Here is a 17,230-nt window from a genome sequence, read left to right as displayed (position 1 = left end):
GGATGGAGGCGGTTTGGCCCGCCCCGCCTGGCTTATTTTGTCTTCAGATATTCCGGCAGCCAAAGCGCGATCTCGGGGAACGCACCGATGATGATCAGCGAGATCAGCATCAGCCCGCAGAACGGCAGGGCCGATCTGTAGATATCACCCATGGTAAAGCTGGGTGGCGCAAAGGCCCGCATCAGGAACAGGTTATAGCCGAAGGGCGGCGTCAGATAGGCGATCTGGCAGGTGATGGTGTAAAGCACACCATACCAGATCAGCACCTGATCCTTCGGGATGCCCAGATCGAGCTGGGCCACCAGCGGCACATAAAGCGGTGCCACGATGACCAGCATGGCCGTGTCATCCAGAAACATCCCCATGATGAGGAAGGTCAGCTGCATCAGGATCAGGATCGTCCATGGGCTGAGACCAAGTTCGCCGACAAACAGCGTCTCGATCGCCTTGACCGCACCTAGGCCATCGAACACCGCCCCAAAGGACAGCGCGGCAAGGATGATCCACATGAACATGCAGGAAATGCCAAGCGTGTTGCGCAGCGCGACCTCAAGCACCTTGCGGGTGAAGCGGCGTTTCAGAACGGCGGCGATCACCGTGGTCACCACGCCCAGAACCGAGCTTTCGACAAGGCTGGTCCAGCCCTTGACGAAGGGAACCATCATGGTGGCAAAGATGATCAGCGGCAGCGCCCCTTCACGCAGCAGCGCAATGCGGTGGCCCCAAGTGACACCTGCAAGTTCTTCGCGCGGGACGGGCGGGCCAAGCTGCGGCTGCAACCAGCAGCGCACGGCCACATAGATCAGGAAGATCGCGGCCATCATCAGTCCCGGCATGATGCCGGCAAGCCAGAGATCAGACACCGGCGCGCGGGCGATCATCGCATAAAGCACCAGAACGACCGAAGGTGGCAGCAGGATGCCAAGCGAGGATCCGGCCTGAATGACGCCGGAAATCATCTGCTTGTCATAGCCGCGCCGCACCAGTTCTGGCAAAGCGATGGTGGCACCGATGGCCATGCCCGCGACCGACAGCCCGTTCATCGCCGAGATCAGCACCATCAACAGCAGCGTGCCGATGGCAAGCCCGCCGGGGATCGGCCCGAACCAGACATGGAACATCTTGTAAAGATCTTCGGCCAGCCGCGTTTCGCTCATGACATAGCCCATGAAGACGAACATGGGCAGCGTCAGCATCGGATACCATTTCATCAGCTTCATCGCAGCGGAAAAGCCCATGGCCTGCCCGCCGGTGCCCCAAAGTGCCAGCGAGGCGATGACGGCCACGACGCCAATCACCGCAAAGACCCGCTGGCCGGTAATCATCAGTACCAGCATGGTCGAGAACATCAGAAGGGCGATCATTTCCTGTGGCATCAGGCGGCGTCCTCAGTCTGGGGCTCGGAATGGAGATGCGCGCCGGGGATATGCACCCCGCGCAGCGTTGCGATGTCACGGATCAGAAAGGCCAGTGATTGCAGCAGCATCAGCAAGAAGCCGATGAACAATGTCAGCTTGATCGGCCAGAGCCAGGGCCGCCAGGCGGTGGGGGATCGCTCCAGCCGCCCGATCTGCGGCAGCAGACTACCATCAGGCCATTTCAGTTGCAGCGAATAGACCAGACTGTCCCAGGCACCCCAGATCATCACCGCCAGATAGATCAGCAGGGCGATGACGGTGATCGCATCGGTCAGCGCCTGTCGGCGGGGGCTCCACCGCGCATAGAACAGATCCATGCGGACCTGCTGGCCCATCTGCATCGCATAGGGGCCACCCAGAATGTAATAGGCGACCATGGCAAACTGCGCCATTTCCAGCGTCCAGAGTGAGGGGTTGAACAGCTGTTTGGAGATGGCGGACCACATCAGGATCCCCATCAGGGCGAAGAAAAGATACATCGCCATGCGGCCGATCCGATAGTTGACGGCATCGACGATCCGGACGAAGGCAAGGCACCAGGCGGGCATTCAAGCCTCCTTGAGACGGGCCAGAGCGGCAGAGAGGACAGGGGCGAGGGTGTCAGCCATACTGGCCTCGGCCTCGGGGGTGGCGATCAGGTCGTTGCGGATTTCCAGCATGGCATTGGACAGCCCGTAAGGCGTGGCCTGCAGGCGCAGCGTATGGGTCACGTCATCGGCGGCCGAATAGGGCGCGTTCAGATCGGTGTTCAGGCGGGTTCGGGCGCGGGCCTCGGCGACGATCGATTGCGCAAGCGCAGGATCGGCATCATGGATCACCCCGAACTCCACCGCGCGGGCTACGCCGTGATAGACGGGCGTGAAGCTGTGGACGGTGATGATCGCCGGGCGGCGGCCAAGCGCGATGCGGTCCGCGATTAGATCGTGCAGCGCGGCGTGGAAGGGCTGGTAGACCGCCCTTGTGCGGGCCAGCCGGTCTTCGGGTGAGATCGCGGCATTGCCGGGAATATCATGCACCTCGGATCGGGCGGGCATCGCCCCGGCCATATCGGGGGCGCGGTTGCAATCATAGATCAAGCGGCTGACGGTGGCATGAACGCAAGCCGCATCCATGCGGGCGGCCAGCCCACGCATCAGGCCAAGCGCGCCCGGATCCCAGGCGATATGGGCGCGGCGCTGGTCGTCTGACAGGCCAAGGTCGCCCCAGGGGGCGGGAAAGGCATTGGCGGCATGGTCGCAGACGAGGATGAGATCCCCCCGCCGGTCGCGACCCTCAACCACGGGGGCAAAGCGCCCCATGTTGTCGGCTATCGGTGCAGTCATTGCTGCGAGTCATCCCTGTTGTTGTGTCCAGCGTTCTCTGCCCGCGCGCTTCTGTCAAGATTTTTTCGGCGGAAAGATTTCTGTTACAAAGTTTTCCAAAACCGATGCACAGTAAGACAGCGCGAGGACTGCGCGGATGGGGGAATCGGCATGGCGGCAGGCTCTGATACGGGCGGCGAAATCGGCCCGGCGGTCGGCGTCGAGGCGCATTTGCGCGCGGCGCTGCCGGATCTGACCCGCGCTGAACGGCAATTGGCCACCCATATTCTGAAGAACTACCCCGTCGCGGCGCTCGGCTCCATCACCGCGCTGGCCAAGGCGTCCGAGGTGTCGACGCCGACGGTGGTGCGATTGTGCCAGAAGCTGGGTTTCAAGGGCTATCCCGATATGCAGGCGGCGCTGCGGCTGGAGGTAGAGGCGATGCTGGTCTCGCCTCTGGTCAAGCATGACCGCTGGACCGGCGGGGCCCCCGATACCCATATCCTGAACCGCTTTGCCGATGCGGTGGTGGGCAATCTGCAGGCAACGCTGGGCCAGATCGATCATGCGGAATTTGATGCGGCGGCGGCGCTGCTGGCCGATCCGGCCCGCGCGGTCTATGCGATCGGCGGGCGCATCACCCATGCGCAGGCCGATTACTTCGTCACGCTGATGAAGGTGATCCGGCGCGAGGTGGCGCTGTTGTCGGGCCTGTCCAATACATGGCCGCCCGCGCTGCTGGATATGAAACGCGGCGATGTGCTGGTGGTGTTCGACATCCGCCGCTACGAGAACTCGGTGTTGCAACTGGTGGAACTGGCGGTGGAACAGGGGGCCGAGGTGGTGCTGATCACCGACCGCTGGATCAGCCCGGCCGCGCAACATGCCCGCCACACGCTGTCGGCCTATGTCGAGGCCCCAAGCGCCTGGGACAGCATGGTTTCCATCACCGTGCTGGTCGAGACCCTGCTGGCCGCCGTGCAGACCCTGACATGGAGCGAGACCGAGGCCCGCCTGAAACGGCTGGAGGCGCTATACGACCGCTCGCGCTTTTTCCGCCGTTTGCGCTGAACCCCGGTAGGGGGCCACGATTTTTCGACGAAAAATCGCAGCCCGCCGAGGTGTCACGAGGCTAGCGGTTGTCGGGCTGCGCCCGCACCGATTGCCGCCCCAGCCGGGTGATCCGGTATGGCGCGCCATCGGCCGAGGCGATCAGCCGCTTGGCGCGCAGCCGCTGGAAAACGGCCAGGCTGCAATCCGACAGGATGAAGCCATCGCGGGTCACGCAGAGGATTTCGGTGATGCGACGGCTGTCGCCGCCACGCTCATGCAGGATATGGCCGCCTTGCGCCAAGGCGTGCAGAACCCGCTGTTCGGATCTGGAAATATTCATGGGAAGATGTCCGATGATCAGGCAAAATCATCCGGTCAGGCCGCTGCCCGCCGGATCGGCTTGCCCCTCGAAAGGCCGGGGCTCAGCCCTTGGCCACAATCTCTGACATCAAGGCTCCATCATGCGCAGGAAAGCGCAAGGGGAAGGATAGTCACTCGCGCGGACGACGACAAGGCGTTCACGCTTAGGTGCGTTATTCGCAAGGGCATCAGTGCGGCTCCGCAAGGCTGGCCATCCAGATCCAGGCATGTTCGGCGATGCGCGGCCCGGCATCGTAGAACCAATGCGTGTGGCCGGGGAGCAGCAGGAACTCGGTCGGATGGCCAAGTTCGGCCATCGGGCGCGCAACCCTGTCGCGCAACAAGGCTGGCGGGAAGGTGCTGTCCAGCGCACCGGCATACAGGCGCATAGGTTTCGGCTCTGTGGCGGGCTGCATGGCACCACGCTGGATGCCGCCGGCATGAAGCGCGGCGGCACGCCAGGGGCCCGCGCTGCGGTTGAGCAGGATCTGCGCCATGGCGGCCCCGTCGGAATGGCCGAACAGGAAGATGCGGTTGCGGTCGATCGGGGTTTCGGCGGTCAGATCCTCGATCAGCCGGAGCAGCAGGGCTGGTTCAGGATGGTCGGTCGCCCAGGTGTCATCGGCGGAATTGGGGGCGAGCAGGATGAGGCCGTGGCGACGGGCAGTGGCCTCCCACATCTCAATCTGGCTCAACCCGTCACGCCCGGCACCGTGGAACAGCAGGATGAGCGGGCGTGGGCCGGACATGCCATCGGGTCTGAACACATGGGCGGTGCGGGGGCGCAGCCCATGCCAGAGGTGACGTGGTGGAGCAAGCGCGCGAATCCGCCTGGAAGGGGAATAGGAAGGATGGTCGGGAAGGGGCTGATCGAAGCCGGCCAGGATGCGTTCGGTCAAAGCGCCGGGTTGTGCTCCGGGCTGGGATGGCAGTTCAAGGATTGGCAGCATAAGGGCGGCATCGCGGCGTCTCACCTGCTGATCCAGCAGAAGAAGCAGGACAAGCAGGACGATGAGACCGCAGAACGGGATCTTCCAGAAAAGTTGGTGTGGCATCGGCATCCTTTAGCAGACCACGGGCTGGCTTGCCCATGGTCTGGCCTGCCTTGGCCGCCAGATATGGCAGGCATAGGGCAGTTCTGCGACCGCTGCCGAGCGAGGCGGTTGTCAGGCTAAAAATCGCGGGCGCGGATCAAGTCTCAGTAGCCGCGGCGAAGGTCGACTTGATGCAGCAGGGCCTCACCCGCCACGCCGCGGCGGATGTTTTCGGCAATCACCCGGGCGGCCGAACTGGCGCGCGTGTCGGCGGCGATATGCGGGGTCACGGTCACGCGCGGATGATGGCGGAACGGGTGATCCTCGGGCAGCGGCTCCACCCGGAACACATCCAGCGTGGCATGGCCGACCTGACCGCTATCCAGCGCCGCCAGCAGCGCGTCATCGTCGATCAGCGGCCCGCGACCCGGATTGATGAGCGCGGCACCCTTGGGCAGCCAGCCAAGGCGGGTCGCATTCAGCAGGTTCTCGGTCTCGGCCGTGCGTGGCAGCAGCGTCACCACGATCTCGGCCCGGCGCAGCAGCGCCTCCAGCCCGGCTTCGCCATGATGGGCGGGGATGTCGAGGCCGGCCTTTTCGCTGCGGCTCCAGCCTTCGACCGCGAAATTCAGGCCCTTCAAGGCGCGGGCGCAGGCCAGACCCAGCTCCCCCAGACCCAGCACCGCCACGGGGCGTTCGCGCGCCAAGGGGGGGACGATCTGATTCCAGCCCGGCGCGCCAAGGATATAGCGATCCATGCCCAGATGGTGGCGCAACACATGGCCTGTGACATATTCAACCATGCCCTCGGTCAGTCCGGGGTCCACCATGCGGCAGAGCGGTTGGGTGAGGGTGGGGTTGCCCACGATCCGCTCCACCCCGGCCCAGAGGTTCAGCACCGCCTTGCACTTGGTATAGGGGCTGAAATCCTGCAACGGGCTGCCCGGCGCATAGATGATGAAATCGACCGTCTCGGGCGCGGCCTCGGTCACCAGTTGAACATCTGGTGCCGCGGCTTGGATCGCCTGGCGCAGATGCTTCTCATATTCCGGCCAAAGGCTTGCGCCTGCGCCAAACAGGGCGACCGCGCTCATGGCAGCAAATGCCGCACGCGGGTGCCCCATTCGATCGCAGCCGCGTGCAGGCGATCGATATTCAGCTCGTGCCGGATCTCTTCCAACATACGCAGCTCGGCTTCGGTATGGCGCCCATCCGAAGTGACCACGTCGCAGGCCAGGGCATAGGCGGTCTCATAGAGCCGCTCGGGCAGCCCGTCGCGGATCAGACCGAACAGCGCATCCAGACCTTCCTCGACCTCGAACAGATCCAGCACCGTCTGGCTGACCCTGCGAATGCGGTCGGCATCGTAATCGGCAAAGACCGGCATGTGGTTCACCATGCGCTGGATCGCCACCAGCTCGGCCGTGCGCATATGCTCGTCGCTGGCCGAGGCCGCGATCATCACGGCAATCAGCGCATCCTGTGGCGACAGGGAGGGGGGCGTATCGGGCACGGCGGGGCTTCCTTGAAAGGTGTTTCGGACCTTGAGAATATTGACGCGCGGCAGGGGCGGCAATAGGAGAGGCAGGTTCTGCGCGGGCATGGGGCCCGCCAACTGAGAGGATCCGCCGATGTCCGCCCTTCGTGACGCCGCGATGAAATCGAAAGCCTGGCCCTTTGAAGAGGCCCGCAAGATCGCCAAGCGCTACGAAAAGAAGGCACCGGAAAAGGGCTATGTCCTGTTCGAGACCGGCTATGGCCCCTCGGGGCTGCCCCATATCGGCACCTTTGGCGAGGTCGCGCGCACCACGATGATCCGCCGCGCCTTCGAGGTGATCTCGGATATCCCGACCCGGCTCATCTGTTTCTCGGATGACGTGGACGGGATGCGCAAGGTGCCGGAAAACGTGCCGCAGCAAGAGATGCTGCGCCAGCATATGCAAAAGCCGCTGACCTCTGTGCCCGATCCCTATGGCGAATATGACAGCTTCGGCCATCACAACAATGCGATGCTGCGGCGGTTCCTTGATACGTTCGGGTTCGAATACGAGTTCTATTCGGCCACTGAATTCTACAAATCCGGCCAGTTCGACGCGATCCTGAAACTGTGCTGCGAGCGCTATGATGCGATCATGGCGATCATGCTGAAATCCTTGCGCGAGGAACGCCAGCAAACCTATAGCTGCTTCCTGCCGATCCACCCGGAAACCGGCCGCGTGCTGTATGTGCCGATGAAAAACGTCGATCCGGTCAACCATACCATCACTTTCGATGACGAGGATGGCCGCGAATGGACGCTGCCGGTCACTGGCGGCCATGTGAAGCTGCAATGGAAGCCCGATTTCGGGGCCCGCTGGGCGGCGCTTGGTGTCGATTTCGAGATGTATGGCAAGGACCATTCCACCAATACACCGATCTATGACGGCATTTGCGAAGTGCTGGGCGGCAAGAAGCCCGAGCATTTCACCTATGAACTGTTTCTCGACGATCAGGGCCAGAAGATCTCCAAATCCAAGGGCAATGGCCTGACGATTGACGAATGGCTGACCTATGCCTCGACCGAGAGCCTGTCCTATTTCATGTATCAGAAGCCGAAGACGGCGAAGCGGATGCATTTCGACGTGATCCCGCGCGCGGTGGATGAATATCACCAGCAGCTGCGCGCCTATCCCACGCAGGATGTGGATCAGCAGGTCAACAACCCGGTCTGGCATATCCATGGCGGCAACCCGCCGGAATCGAAGATGGTGGTGCCGTTCTCGATGCTGCTCAATCTGGCATCTGTGGCGGGGGCGACCGATGCGAAGGGCCTTTGGGGCTTCATCAAGCGCTATGCGCCCGAGGCCAGCCCCGAAGGCAATCCCGATCTGGATGCGGCCGCGGGCTTTGCCGTGCGCTATTTCGCAGACCGGATCGCGCCGACACGGGCATTCCGCCTGCCCAGCGATCAGGAACGCGCAGCGATGCTTGATCTGCGGGCGCGGCTGGCGGCATGGGACGGTGGCCTTGATGACGAGGCGTTGCAGACCATGGTCTTCGCCATTGGCAAGGATCACGGGTTCGAGCCGCTGCGTGACTGGTTCAAGGCGCTGTATGAGGTGCTGCTTGGTGCCTCGGACGGGCCGCGTTTCGGGGGCTTCATCGCGCTGTATGGCATCGAGGAAAGCATTGCCCTGATCGATCGCGGTCTGGCCGGTGATCTGATCAAGTAACGGATTTCCAAAAGAAATCGTGAAATACAAAAAGGCGTCATCCAGCCGGGTGGCGCCCTTTTGCTGCGGCGCAGCGGTTGACCCGAATCCTTGAACCTCCTATGCAATCCCTATCGGGGAGTAGCGACCGCCAACCAGTATGGCAGGCGGGTGACGTGTCAACAGGCTCGCGGGCGGTGTCCGCGTGGTGCGTCCGGCCCAAGGGGCCTTGCGAGACCGTGGCGGAGGTATCCTGCGGGCGGGATGCTGATACCGTCCGGTCCATGCCCTGATTCAAGGAATATCCCATGACCCCGATTTCCATCGGCGTTCTGGCCGTCGGCATGTCTGTCGACGCCTTCATCGCATCCGTTGGCCGTGGCGCGCAGGCCGGTCAGATGCGCTTTGGCCCCGCCTTGCGTGCAGGCGCGGTCTTCGGCGTGATCGAGGCGATCACCCCGCTGATCGGCTGGGGCATCGGCTCGGTCGCCAATGACCATGTCGACAAGTTTGACCACTGGATCGCCTTTGGCCTGCTGGCCATGGTCGGGCTGCATATGGTCTGGCAAGCGCTGACCCGAAAGGTGGAAACCACCTCTGATGCGGGTGCGGGCGGCGGCACGGGCTGGACGCTGATCGCGACGGCGGTCGGCACCTCGATCGATGCGATGGCGGTGGGGGTGTCGCTGGCCTTCCTGAACGTCAACATCGTCATCGTGGCCCTGGCCATCGGCCTTGCCACCATGAGCATGAGCACGATGGGCATGTTGCTGGGCCGCCGGATCGGAAGCCGCTTTGGCCGCATCGCCGAGGTGGTTGGCGGCTTTGCCCTGACCGCCATCGGCCTTGCGATCCTGGTCGATCACCTGAGCTGACCCCCCCCGGATCCGCCGGCCTGCAATGGGCCGGCGGTGTCAGCTTGTTAAAGGGGAGGGGTTTCAGGTTTAGCAGGGGCCGAACAGTGTCGGCTCCCGAAAGCGTCTGACGATCTCAGCCGGTAAACGCCAGTTTCGCCTCTGACTGCCAAAGTCCTGACGATATCAGCTTGCGAAAGGATCCGCCGGATACCCGACCCCGGTCAGATAGAGGCCCTGCGGCGGGCAGACCGGGCCGCAGGCGGCGCGGTCACGCGCCTCCAGCGCGCGCTGCACATCCTCGGGCACCCATGACCCGGCTCCGACGCGTTCCAGCGTGCCGACGATGGAGCGCACCTGATTGTGCAGGAAGCTGCGCGCCCGCAGGTGAAAGCGGATCTCGGCGCCGCCCGGATAGGGCAGGTCCTCGATGGCGATCTCGTCGATGGATTTCACCGGCGATTTCGCCTGACACATGGTGGAGCGGAAGGTGGTGAAATCGTGATGCCCGACCAGATGCGCCGCAGCCGCACGCATCGCCTGCACATCCAGCCGGTTCAAAACCTGCCAGACCCGCCCCCTGTCATGGGTCACCGGCGCGCGGCGGCTGACCAGCCGGAAGGTATAGCGCCGCTCGATGGCCGAGAAACGCGCGTGGAAATCGTCCGCGACCCGCACCGCCTGCACCACGGCGACAGGTGCAGGCTTCAGATGCCAGTTCAGCGCCTCTGACAGTCGGAACGGATTCCAGTCCTTGGCCAGATCGCAATGCGCAACCTGACCCGTGCCATGCACGCCCGCATCGGTGCGTCCAGCGGCGGCGATGGTATGGGGCCCCGGCTCCAGCCGCGCAAGCGCGGCCTCAATCGCCGCTTGAACAGAAGCCTGCCCCTGCGCCTGCCGCTGCCAGCCGGCGAACGGCCCGCCATCATATTCGATCTTCAAAGCATATCTTGGCATGACTCCGCCCTAGCGCAGCGGCGGGTTTGCCGCAACTGTCGCCGCAACCGTCGTGCTGTCTTCGCCGCAATGGTCGGACCGCCGCGCGCGAAAGCGCAGCTTACACGCGGAATTGTGCCACAAGGCCGGGGGCGGGGGTTTCGCGGATTACGCACTGTCTTTATATGGGGCAGCCCGGCCGGTGGCGCCTGAGTCGCGGGCCTTGTTTTTATTGTGCCCTGCACGGACGATCTTGTGCCCTGCACGATGCCTCACCTCCATGGACCGCGCGTGGTTCATGCTCACGAAGGACTTTGCTCCGCATGTCTCTTACCGGCCTCTTCTCGTCGGATATGGCGATCGACCTCGGCACCGCGAACACGCTTGTCTATATGCGTGGCAAGGGGATCGTGCTGAACGAACCCTCTGTGGTGGCCTATCATGTGAAGGACGGCAAGAAGCAGGTTCTGGCCGTGGGCGAGGATGCGAAGCTGATGCTGGGGCGCACGCCCGGCTCCATCGAGGCGATCCGCCCGATGCGCGATGGGGTCATCGCGGATTTCGACAGCGCGGAAGAGATGATCAAGCATTTCATCCGCAAGGTGCATAAGCGCACGACCTTCTCCAAGCCCAAGATCATCGTCTGCGTGCCGCATGGCGCGACCCCGGTGGAAAAGCGCGCGATCCGCAACTCGGTGTTGCAGGCGGGGGCGCGTCGTGCCGGGCTGATCGCCGAACCCATCGCCGCGGCCATCGGGGCGGGGATGCCGATCACCGAACCGACTGGCAGCATGGTCGTGGATATCGGCGGCGGCACCACCGAAGTGGCGGTCCTGTCGCTGGGCGACATCGTTTATGCGCGTTCGGTGCGCGTGGGCGGCGACCGGATGGATGAGGCGATCATTTCCTATCTGCGCCGCCATCAGAACCTTCTGGTCGGTGAGGCGACGGCGGAACGTATCAAGACCTCCATCGGCACCGCACGGATGCCCGATGACGGGCGCGGTGCCTCGATGCAGATCCGCGGGCGTGACCTGCTGAACGGCGTGCCGAAGGAAACCGAGATCAATCAGGCCCAGGTGGCCGAGGCCCTGGCCGAACCCGTGCAGCAGATCTGTGACGCGGTGATGCAGGCACTGGAAACCACCCCGCCGGATCTGGCTGCCGATATCGTGGATCGCGGCGTGATGCTGACCGGGGGCGGCGCACTGCTGGGTGATCTGGATCTGGCGCTGCGCGAGCAGACCGGCCTGTCGATCTCGGTCGCGAATGAATCGCTGAACTGCGTCGCGCTTGGCACCGGCAAGGCGCTGGAATACGAAAAGCAGCTGCGTCACGTCATCGATTACGATACCTGATCCCCGCAAAGGGTGAGGCCACGCCTTGGCACGCAACCGCACATCCCCGGAAGAATTCACCCGACCGATCCGCCGGATCCTGGTCGGGCTTCTGGTTCTTGTCCTGCTGGCGGTCTTTCTGCTGTGGCGGATTGACAGCCCGCGGGTCGAACGCTTCCGCACCGCGCTGATCGATCGGGTCGTGCCGGGGCTTGACTGGGCGATGGCGCCGGTCACCCGTGCCACCAATATGGTGCAGGGCTTTCAATCCTATCAAAGCCTCTATCAGCAAAATCAGGATCTGCGCGAAGAGCTGAAGCAGATGCGCGGCTGGAAAGAGGCGGCGCTGCGGCTGGAACAGCAGAACGCCAAACTGCTGGATCTCAATCAGGTGCGGCTTGACCCGAAGCTGACCCATATCACCGGCGTGGTGATGGCCGATAGCGGCAGCCCGTTCCGGCAATCGGTGCTGCTGAATGTGGGGGCGCGCGACGGCATCCGCGACGGTTGGGCGGCTGTCGATGGCATTGGTCTGGTCGGGCGTATTTCCGGCGTCGGCAAGCGCACCGCGCGGGTGATCCTGCTGAATGACACCAACAGCCGTATCCCGGTTCTGGTGCAGCCATCAGGCCAGAAGGCGCTGCTGTCCGGCGACAATACCGCCGCCCCGCCGCTGGAGTTTCTGGAAAAACCCGATCTCGTGCGCCCCGGCGACAAGGTCGTGACCTCGGGGGATGGAGGGGTGTTCCCGGCGGGCCTGCTGGTGGGCGAGGTCATGCAGATGCCGGATCGCCGGTTGCGGGTGATGCTGGGGGCCGATTATGAGCGGCTGGAGTTCCTGCGCGTGCTGCGCAGCCATGATCTGGAGGCGATTGCCGATCCCGGCGGGCTGGTCGCGCCGCCTTTGGGCGCGGCCATGATGGGGCCGCCGGCGGCAGCCGAGGCCGAGGTGAACGCCGATGCCGCGCCGACCGGGGCGGGCGATGGTTGATCCGCTGCGCCGGGACGTTCTGCTGCATCGTGGATTGTATCTTCTTGTGGCGCTTGTCCTGCTGTTCATGAAACTTCTGCCGCTGGGCAACGATCCGGAAGGGCTGCCCGGCCCCGATCTGTTGCTCTGCGTGACGTTTTGCTGGTTGCTGCGCCGTCCGGATTACCTGCCGGTGCTGCTGATTGCGGCGGTGTTTCTGCTGGAAGACCTGCTTTTGATGCGCCCGCCGGGCCTTTGGACAGCGCTGGTTCTGGTCGGCAGCGAGATACTGCGCTCGCGCATCGCACTGACCCGTGAATTGAGTTTTCCGCTGGAATGGCTATTCATCGGGTTGTTGATGACTGCCATGTTCCTCGGCTACCGGCTAGCATTCGCGGTGACGCTGTTGCCGCAGGTGGCTTTCGGCTTTGCCATGGCGCAGGTGGTGGCCTCGATCGTGGTCTATCCGGTGGTGGTCTGGCTGTCCAAGCTGGTGCTCGGGGTGCACAAACCCGGCATGGGCGAGGTGGACGATATGGGGCGCAGGCTATGAGACGCACGGTCAAGGATACCGAGGAAAGTGCGCGCAAGGTGCGCCGCCGCGCCTTTCTGATGGGCAGCGCCATGGGCGCCTTTGTTGCCGTGCTGGGCGCGCGGATGCGGTTCCTGTCCGTGGAACAGGCGGATGAGTTTCGCCTGCTGGCCGAGGAAAACCGCGTCAATATCCGGCTGATCCCGCCCAATCGTGGCCAGATCCATGACCGCAACGGCAAGCTGATTGCGGGCAATGAACAGAATTACCGTGTCGTCATCACCCGCGAGGAAGCGGGCGATGTCGAACATGTGCTGCGCCGTCTGGCTGCCATCGTGCCGCTGTCCGAGGATGAGATTGCCCGCACCCTGCGCGAAAGCGAACGGCGGTCGTCCTTCGTGCCGATCATCGTCGCCGACCGGCTGAGCTGGACCGATTTTTCCAAGATCGCGCTCAATGCGCCCTCGCTGCCCGGCGTGACGCCGGAGGTGGGCCTGAGCCGGATCTACCCGCTGGATACCGATTTTGCCCATGTCGTGGGCTATGTCGGGCCGGTGTCGGAAAAGGATCTGGCCGGCATGGAAAGCCCCGATCCGGTCTTGCAGATCCCGAAATTCCAGATCGGCAAGATCGGCGTGGAACGCTGGCGCGAGGATGCCTTGCGTGGGCGCGCGGGCCAGAAGCGGATCGAGGTCAACCATGTCGGTCGTGTCATGCGCGAGCTGGGCCGGATCGAGGGCGATCCGGGCGACGATCTGCGCCTGACCATCGATGCCGAGATCCAGAACTTCACCCAGGTCCGGCTCGGCGAGGAAAGCGCCGCCGTGGTCGCGATGGATGTGGAGACGGGGGATCTGCTCTCCATCGTCTCGTCGCCGTCCTTTGACCCCAACCTGTTCGTGCGCGGCATCAGTCAGAAGGATTATTCCTCGCTGATGGAAAATGACCACCGCCCGCTTGCCGACAAGACGGTGCAGGGCGTCTATCCGCCGGGATCGACCTTCAAGATGGTGACCGCGCTGGCGGCATTGGAGGCGGGCGTGGTCGGCACTGGAAGTGGCGTCTATTGCCCCGGTTACTATGAGCTTGGCGGGCGGCGCTTTGCCTGCTGGAAGCGTGGCGGCCATGGCACGCTGTCCTTGAATGAGGCATTGGCGCAAAGCTGCGACGTGTATTTCTACGAGACGGCGGTCAAGGTCGGCATCGACAAGATCGCCGAAATGGGCCGCAAACTTGGCCTGGGCATCAAACATGATCTGCCGATGTCGGCCATTGCGGCGGGTGTGATGCCCGACAAGGCTTGGAAGATGGAAAGCTATGGCCAGGAGTGGCGCATCGGGGATACGGTGAACGCCTCGATCGGACAGGGCTATGTGCTGACCTCGCCGTTGCAACTGGCGGTGATGACGGCCCGACTGGCCTCGGGCCGGTCAGTGGTGCCGCGTCTTGTGCGGGGCGTCGGCACCGATGACATGCCGATCCCCGAGGCCCCGCCGCTGGATATTCCAGCCGAATATCTGAATGCTGCCCGCAAGGGCATGTATGAGGTGATGAATGGCGCGCGCGGCACCGCGAAATCGTCGCGCATTGTCGATCCGACCATGGTGATGGCGGGCAAGACCGGCACGGCGCAGGTGCATTCCTATGGCACGGGCGAGCGTGACAACAAGCTGCTGCCCTGGCATCTGCGCGACCATGCGCTGTTCGTGTGCTACGCGCCCTATGACAAGCCCAAGGTTGCGGTCTCGGTCGTGGTTGAACATGGCGGCGGTGGCTCTGCGGTGGCGGCACCCATCGGGCGCGATGTGCTGTTGCGCTGCCTGACCGGCGGTATCCCGCCGCTTGCCGCCTATCCAGAGGCGCAGCGCGCCCGGATCGAGACGCAGTTCAAGGAAATGAAACTGCGCGACATTGCCGATCCCGTTCCGGGCCGGTCACGGGCCTGACGGAAGGGGCGGGGGCATGAGCTTTCTGGAATACCGCATCAAGACCGCGCCGACGGGCTTGCGCAAGGTCTTGTTCGTCAACTGGCCGCTGGTCCTGCTGATCACCGCTGTGGCCTCGGTCGGCTTCCTCATGCTTTATTCCGTGGCGGGCGGCGAAATGTCTCGCTGGGCCGAACCGCAGATGAAACGCTTTGGCGTGGGGCTTGGCCTCATGTTCATCGTGGCCTTCACGCCGATCTGGTTCTGGCGCAACATGTCGGTGCTGGCCTATCTGGTCGCCTTTGCCCTGCTGCTGGTGGTGGAGTTTTTTGGCCGCGTCGGCATGGGCGCGCAGCGCTGGATCGAGCTCGGGCCGATCATCCTGCAACCATCCGAGATGATGAAGTTCACCCTCGTGATGATGCTGGCCGCCTATTACGACTGGCTGGATCCCAAGAAGGTCTCTCATCCGTTCTGGGTGCTGGTGCCGGTTCTCCTGATCGTGGCACCGACCGTTCTGGTGCTGTTGCAGCCCAACCTTGGCACCTCGATCATGCTGCTGGCAGTGGGGGCGGCGGTGATGTTCTGCGCGGGTGTCAGCTGGTGGTATTTTGGCGCGGTGGCCGGTGTAGTGGGCGGCGCGATCTGGGGGGTGTTCCATTTCCGCGGCACGCCCTGGCAGTTCCTGCATGATTATCAATATCGCCGTATCGATACGTTCATCGATCCAAGTGCCGATCCTTTGGGCGCGGGCTACAACATCATTCAGGCGCAGATCGCGCTTGGCTCGGGCGGCTGGGGCGGCAAGGGCTTCATGCAGGGCACGCAGTCGCGGCTGAACTTCCTGCCGGAAAAGCATACCGACTTCATCTTCACCACCCTGGCAGAAGAGTTCGGCTATATCGGGGCGTTTTCGCTGCTGATGCTTTATGCCGCGATCATCGCCTTTTGCGTGATTTCGGCCATGCAGAATCGCGACCGCTATTCGCAACTCCTGATCCTCGGGGTCGCGGCCAACCTGTTCTTCTATATCGCGGTGAACCTGTCGATGGTGATGGGCATGGCGCCGGTGGTGGGCGTGCCGCTGCCATTGCTGTCCTATGGCGGTTCGGCCATGCTGGTGCTGCTGGTGGGCTTTGGTCTGGTGCAAAGCGCCCATGTGCATCGGGCGCGGTGACGTGAGGGCGAGGTGAGCGCGGGCGCGGCACGAGCCGATGCCGTCAGGCGGGATTACCACCAGCGCCCACGCCGGGTCAGGCGTTGATACCAACGCTCTGCCGTCGACCAGAGCATGACAAAAACAGCAAAGCCCCAAACAAGCCAAAGCAAATTGGGCACCATGGACCGGAATGGCAGGATCAGAGCGGCTGCCCCGCCTAGGATGAACAGGTGCAACAGCGCGCGGCGCCAGAGCGGCTGCGGTTTTTCATCGGTCCCATAGATGGCGCGGCTGATGCCTGCGACCCCAAATTCTACCACGAGTCCCAGGATCTGCGCCACTCAATGCCCTTTTCCGCCCCATTGCCAACCTGGGATGTTGCCGGTCCGGTATCAAGAGCCGCCGCAAAAGGGTGCGGTTGCTGTGACGCAGCCCCTTTTGAACGCGCAAGGCGCCCGCCGGAGTTCGGGGGCGCCTTGTGGTGGATCGGTTTGTGATCGCGATGCCGGGGCCTGCCTCAGTTCTCGCCGCCCGGGCGCGGTGGCAGGCCATTGGCCAGATCGCGGGCCTGTTGCACCCATTCGTCGCGGGTGACGCGGCCCTTGAAGCCTTCCAGGTTCTCGTCCACCCAGGCGATCTCTGCTGCGGTCCAGTTCGCAAGCTGGTCGAAATGGAAGAAGCCGAGGCTATGAAGCAGCGCCTCCAGCTTGGGTCCGACGCCCTTGATCAGCTTCAGATCATCGCTCTTGCCATCGCGCGCGGCACTCAGCGCGGCCGGGCGGATGGCCACGACCGGCGCTGCAGCAGGCTCCGGGTCTGACACAGGTTCTGGCACGGCCATCAGCGGCGCGACCATAGTGACGGGGGCGGTCTCCATCACCGGGGCAGGCATGGGCTCAGGTGCCGCGACCGGCGCGGCCAGCTTGCGCTCCAGTTCCGCGATGCGCGCAGCCTGGCTGCGGCCCTTGCTTTCGCATTCACCCAGTTGCCGGCGCAGGCGATCGGCCTCACCACTATTGAGGGCGGGTGTCTCGATCACCGTGCGGCGGCCCCAGATCAGCCAGCCCGCGAACAACCCGACCAGTGCCGCCAATGCGATCAGCACCCAGATCTCGCCCAGCAGAAAACCCCAGTTTCTGAACATGTTACTCTCCTGT

At 63.7% G+C, this 17,230-nt stretch carries 19 protein-coding genes; 9 read left to right on the top strand and 10 right to left on the bottom strand.

Going from position 1 to position 17,230, the window contains the following annotated elements; all coding sequences use genetic code 11:
• Positions 1 to 32: 32 nt before the first annotated feature.
• From GBJ34_RS03665 to GBJ34_RS03655, 3 genes are read right to left on the bottom strand one after another with little or no spacing between them, the layout of a single operon-like run.
• Positions 33 to 1,376: a TRAP transporter large permease gene (locus tag GBJ34_RS03665; RefSeq protein ID WP_151717892.1), complete on the bottom strand. Its 1,344-nt coding sequence runs from the start codon at positions 1,374 to 1,376 to the stop codon at positions 33 to 35.
• Positions 1,376 to 1,966 carry a TRAP transporter small permease subunit gene (locus GBJ34_RS03660; RefSeq protein WP_151717891.1) on the bottom strand — a complete coding sequence of 197 codons (591 nt, stop codon included), beginning with the start codon at positions 1,964 to 1,966 and terminating at the stop codon, positions 1,376 to 1,378. Before GBJ34_RS03660 ends, GBJ34_RS03665 begins: the two co-directional genes overlap by 1 nt.
• Positions 1,967 to 2,716, bottom strand: a complete 750-nt coding sequence (locus GBJ34_RS03655; RefSeq protein ID WP_226341035.1) for an N-formylglutamate amidohydrolase — start codon at positions 2,714 to 2,716, stop codon at positions 1,967 to 1,969.
• A 174-nt stretch (positions 2,717 to 2,890) separates the two neighbouring features.
• Here GBJ34_RS03655 and GBJ34_RS03650 point away from each other — a divergent pair, with 174 nt between their 5' ends.
• Entirely contained in the window at positions 2,891 to 3,790 is a 900-nt protein-coding gene (locus tag GBJ34_RS03650) for a MurR/RpiR family transcriptional regulator (RefSeq protein ID WP_404811394.1), read from the top strand.
• A gap of 61 nt (positions 3,791 to 3,851) precedes the next feature.
• Here GBJ34_RS03650 and GBJ34_RS03645 read toward each other — a convergent pair whose 3' ends face one another.
• Complete coding sequence (locus GBJ34_RS03645; RefSeq protein ID WP_151717889.1) at positions 3,852 to 4,112, bottom strand: YjhX family toxin; 261 nt, start codon at positions 4,110 to 4,112, stop codon at positions 3,852 to 3,854.
• Between the two features lie 208 nt (positions 4,113 to 4,320).
• Positions 4,321 to 4,881, bottom strand: a complete 561-nt coding sequence (locus GBJ34_RS20465) for a PHB depolymerase family esterase (RefSeq protein ID WP_192931100.1) — start codon at positions 4,879 to 4,881, stop codon at positions 4,321 to 4,323.
• A 42-nt stretch (positions 4,882 to 4,923) separates the two neighbouring features.
• On the opposite strand from GBJ34_RS20465, the gene GBJ34_RS20460 reads away from it, so the two are divergent.
• The gene (locus GBJ34_RS20460; protein WP_192931099.1) at positions 4,924 to 5,307 is read left to right on the top strand and encodes a hypothetical protein; all 384 of its coding nucleotides are present in this window, start codon (positions 4,924 to 4,926) and stop codon (positions 5,305 to 5,307) included.
• Between the two features lie 23 nt (positions 5,308 to 5,330).
• Here the strand turns inward: GBJ34_RS20460 and GBJ34_RS03635 are convergent, their stop codons facing one another.
• Positions 5,331 to 6,260: a 2-hydroxyacid dehydrogenase gene (locus GBJ34_RS03635; protein ID WP_151717887.1), complete on the bottom strand. Its 930-nt coding sequence runs from the start codon at positions 6,258 to 6,260 to the stop codon at positions 5,331 to 5,333.
• Positions 6,257 to 6,679, bottom strand: coding sequence for a tellurite resistance TerB family protein (locus GBJ34_RS03630; RefSeq protein ID WP_226341029.1), 423 nt, complete (start codon positions 6,677 to 6,679; stop codon positions 6,257 to 6,259). The genes GBJ34_RS03635 and GBJ34_RS03630 overlap by 4 nt, the downstream gene beginning before the upstream one ends.
• 118 nt (positions 6,680 to 6,797) lie before the next feature.
• Between GBJ34_RS03630 and GBJ34_RS03625 the strand changes: the two genes are divergently transcribed.
• Both GBJ34_RS03625 and GBJ34_RS03620 read left to right on the top strand, forming a co-directional pair.
• Entirely contained in the window at positions 6,798 to 8,378 is a 1,581-nt protein-coding gene (locus GBJ34_RS03625; RefSeq protein WP_151717885.1) for a lysine--tRNA ligase, read from the top strand.
• Positions 8,379 to 8,665: 287 nt separating this feature from the next.
• A complete protein-coding gene (locus GBJ34_RS03620) occupies positions 8,666 to 9,232 on the top strand; it encodes a manganese efflux pump MntP (protein WP_151717884.1) in 567 nt (188 codons plus the stop codon).
• 165 nt (positions 9,233 to 9,397) lie between these two features.
• On the opposite strand, the gene truA is transcribed toward GBJ34_RS03620, so the two are convergent.
• Positions 9,398 to 10,171, bottom strand: coding sequence for a tRNA pseudouridine(38-40) synthase TruA (truA, locus tag GBJ34_RS03615; RefSeq protein ID WP_151717883.1), 774 nt, complete (start codon positions 10,169 to 10,171; stop codon positions 9,398 to 9,400).
• Positions 10,172 to 10,473: 302 nt separating this feature from the next.
• Here truA and GBJ34_RS03610 point away from each other — a divergent pair, with 302 nt between their 5' ends.
• The 5 genes from GBJ34_RS03610 to rodA are packed head-to-tail and all read left to right on the top strand — an operon-like array spanning position 10,474 to position 16,091.
• The gene (locus tag GBJ34_RS03610; RefSeq protein WP_149141343.1) at positions 10,474 to 11,508 is read left to right on the top strand and encodes a rod shape-determining protein; all 1,035 of its coding nucleotides are present in this window, start codon (positions 10,474 to 10,476) and stop codon (positions 11,506 to 11,508) included.
• A 25-nt stretch (positions 11,509 to 11,533) separates the two neighbouring features.
• Complete coding sequence (gene mreC, locus GBJ34_RS03605; protein ID WP_151717882.1) at positions 11,534 to 12,478, top strand: rod shape-determining protein MreC; 945 nt, start codon at positions 11,534 to 11,536, stop codon at positions 12,476 to 12,478.
• Positions 12,471 to 13,010 (top strand): rod shape-determining protein MreD, encoded by a 540-nt coding sequence (locus GBJ34_RS03600; RefSeq protein ID WP_151717981.1) that lies wholly within the window; start codon positions 12,471 to 12,473, stop codon positions 13,008 to 13,010. The genes mreC and GBJ34_RS03600 overlap by 8 nt, the downstream gene beginning before the upstream one ends.
• Positions 13,007 to 14,935, top strand: coding sequence for a penicillin-binding protein 2 (mrdA, locus tag GBJ34_RS03595; protein WP_151717881.1), 1,929 nt, complete (start codon positions 13,007 to 13,009; stop codon positions 14,933 to 14,935). The genes GBJ34_RS03600 and mrdA overlap by 4 nt, the downstream gene beginning before the upstream one ends.
• 16 nt (positions 14,936 to 14,951) lie before the next feature.
• Positions 14,952 to 16,091 (top strand): rod shape-determining protein RodA, encoded by a 1,140-nt coding sequence (gene rodA / locus GBJ34_RS03590; protein WP_151717880.1) that lies wholly within the window; start codon positions 14,952 to 14,954, stop codon positions 16,089 to 16,091.
• A gap of 53 nt (positions 16,092 to 16,144) precedes the next feature.
• Here the strand turns inward: rodA and GBJ34_RS03585 are convergent, their stop codons facing one another.
• Together GBJ34_RS03585 and GBJ34_RS03580 are read right to left on the bottom strand one after the other, a co-directional pair.
• On the bottom strand, positions 16,145 to 16,414 hold the full coding sequence (locus GBJ34_RS03585) for a hypothetical protein (RefSeq protein WP_151717879.1): 270 nt from the start codon (positions 16,412 to 16,414) through the stop codon (positions 16,145 to 16,147).
• A 176-nt stretch (positions 16,415 to 16,590) separates the two neighbouring features.
• Positions 16,591 to 17,217: an NADH-quinone oxidoreductase subunit E gene (locus GBJ34_RS03580; protein WP_151717878.1), complete on the bottom strand. Its 627-nt coding sequence runs from the start codon at positions 17,215 to 17,217 to the stop codon at positions 16,591 to 16,593.
• Positions 17,218 to 17,230 lie beyond the last annotated feature (13 nt).

Origin of the sequence: Gemmobacter serpentinus (assembly GCF_008973825.1) — a bacterium.
GTDB classification, from domain to species: Bacteria; Pseudomonadota; Alphaproteobacteria; order Rhodobacterales; family Rhodobacteraceae; genus Gemmobacter; species Gemmobacter serpentinus.
The sequence above is the reverse complement of the archived record's forward strand: the minus strand, read 5'-3'. Positions and strand labels throughout refer to the sequence as shown.

Bases quoted from the DNA above. Each gene is read 5' to 3' on its own strand.
- GBJ34_RS03665 (WP_151717892.1), bottom strand. From the start codon at position 1,376: ATGCCACAGGAAATGATCGCCCTTCTGATGTTCTCGACCATGCTGGTA.
- GBJ34_RS03660 (WP_151717891.1), bottom strand. From the start codon at position 1,966: ATGCCCGCCTGGTGCCTTGCCTTCGTCCGGATCGTCGATGCCGTCAAC.
- GBJ34_RS03655 (WP_226341035.1), bottom strand. From the start codon at position 2,716: ATGGGGCGCTTTGCCCCCGTGGTTGAGGGTCGCGACCGGCGGGGGGAT.
- GBJ34_RS03650 (WP_404811394.1), top strand. From the start codon at position 2,891: ATGGCGGCAGGCTCTGATACGGGCGGCGAAATCGGCCCGGCGGTCGGC.
- GBJ34_RS03645 (WP_151717889.1), bottom strand. From the start codon at position 4,112: ATGAATATTTCCAGATCCGAACAGCGGGTTCTGCACGCCTTGGCGCAA.
- GBJ34_RS20465 (WP_192931100.1), bottom strand. From the start codon at position 4,881: ATGTCCGGCCCACGCCCGCTCATCCTGCTGTTCCACGGTGCCGGGCGT.
- GBJ34_RS20460 (WP_192931099.1), top strand. From the start codon at position 4,924: ATGCCAGAGGTGACGTGGTGGAGCAAGCGCGCGAATCCGCCTGGAAGG.
- GBJ34_RS03635 (WP_151717887.1), bottom strand. From the start codon at position 6,260: ATGAGCGCGGTCGCCCTGTTTGGCGCAGGCGCAAGCCTTTGGCCGGAA.
- GBJ34_RS03625 (WP_151717885.1), top strand. From the start codon at position 6,798: ATGTCCGCCCTTCGTGACGCCGCGATGAAATCGAAAGCCTGGCCCTTT.
- GBJ34_RS03620 (WP_151717884.1), top strand. From the start codon at position 8,666: ATGACCCCGATTTCCATCGGCGTTCTGGCCGTCGGCATGTCTGTCGAC.
- truA (WP_151717883.1), bottom strand. From the start codon at position 10,171: ATGCCAAGATATGCTTTGAAGATCGAATATGATGGCGGGCCGTTCGCC.
- GBJ34_RS03610 (WP_149141343.1), top strand. From the start codon at position 10,474: ATGTCTCTTACCGGCCTCTTCTCGTCGGATATGGCGATCGACCTCGGC.
- GBJ34_RS03600 (WP_151717981.1), top strand. From the start codon at position 12,471: ATGGTTGATCCGCTGCGCCGGGACGTTCTGCTGCATCGTGGATTGTAT.
- mrdA (WP_151717881.1), top strand. From the start codon at position 13,007: ATGAGACGCACGGTCAAGGATACCGAGGAAAGTGCGCGCAAGGTGCGC.
- rodA (WP_151717880.1), top strand. From the start codon at position 14,952: ATGAGCTTTCTGGAATACCGCATCAAGACCGCGCCGACGGGCTTGCGC.
- GBJ34_RS03580 (WP_151717878.1), bottom strand. From the start codon at position 17,217: ATGTTCAGAAACTGGGGTTTTCTGCTGGGCGAGATCTGGGTGCTGATC.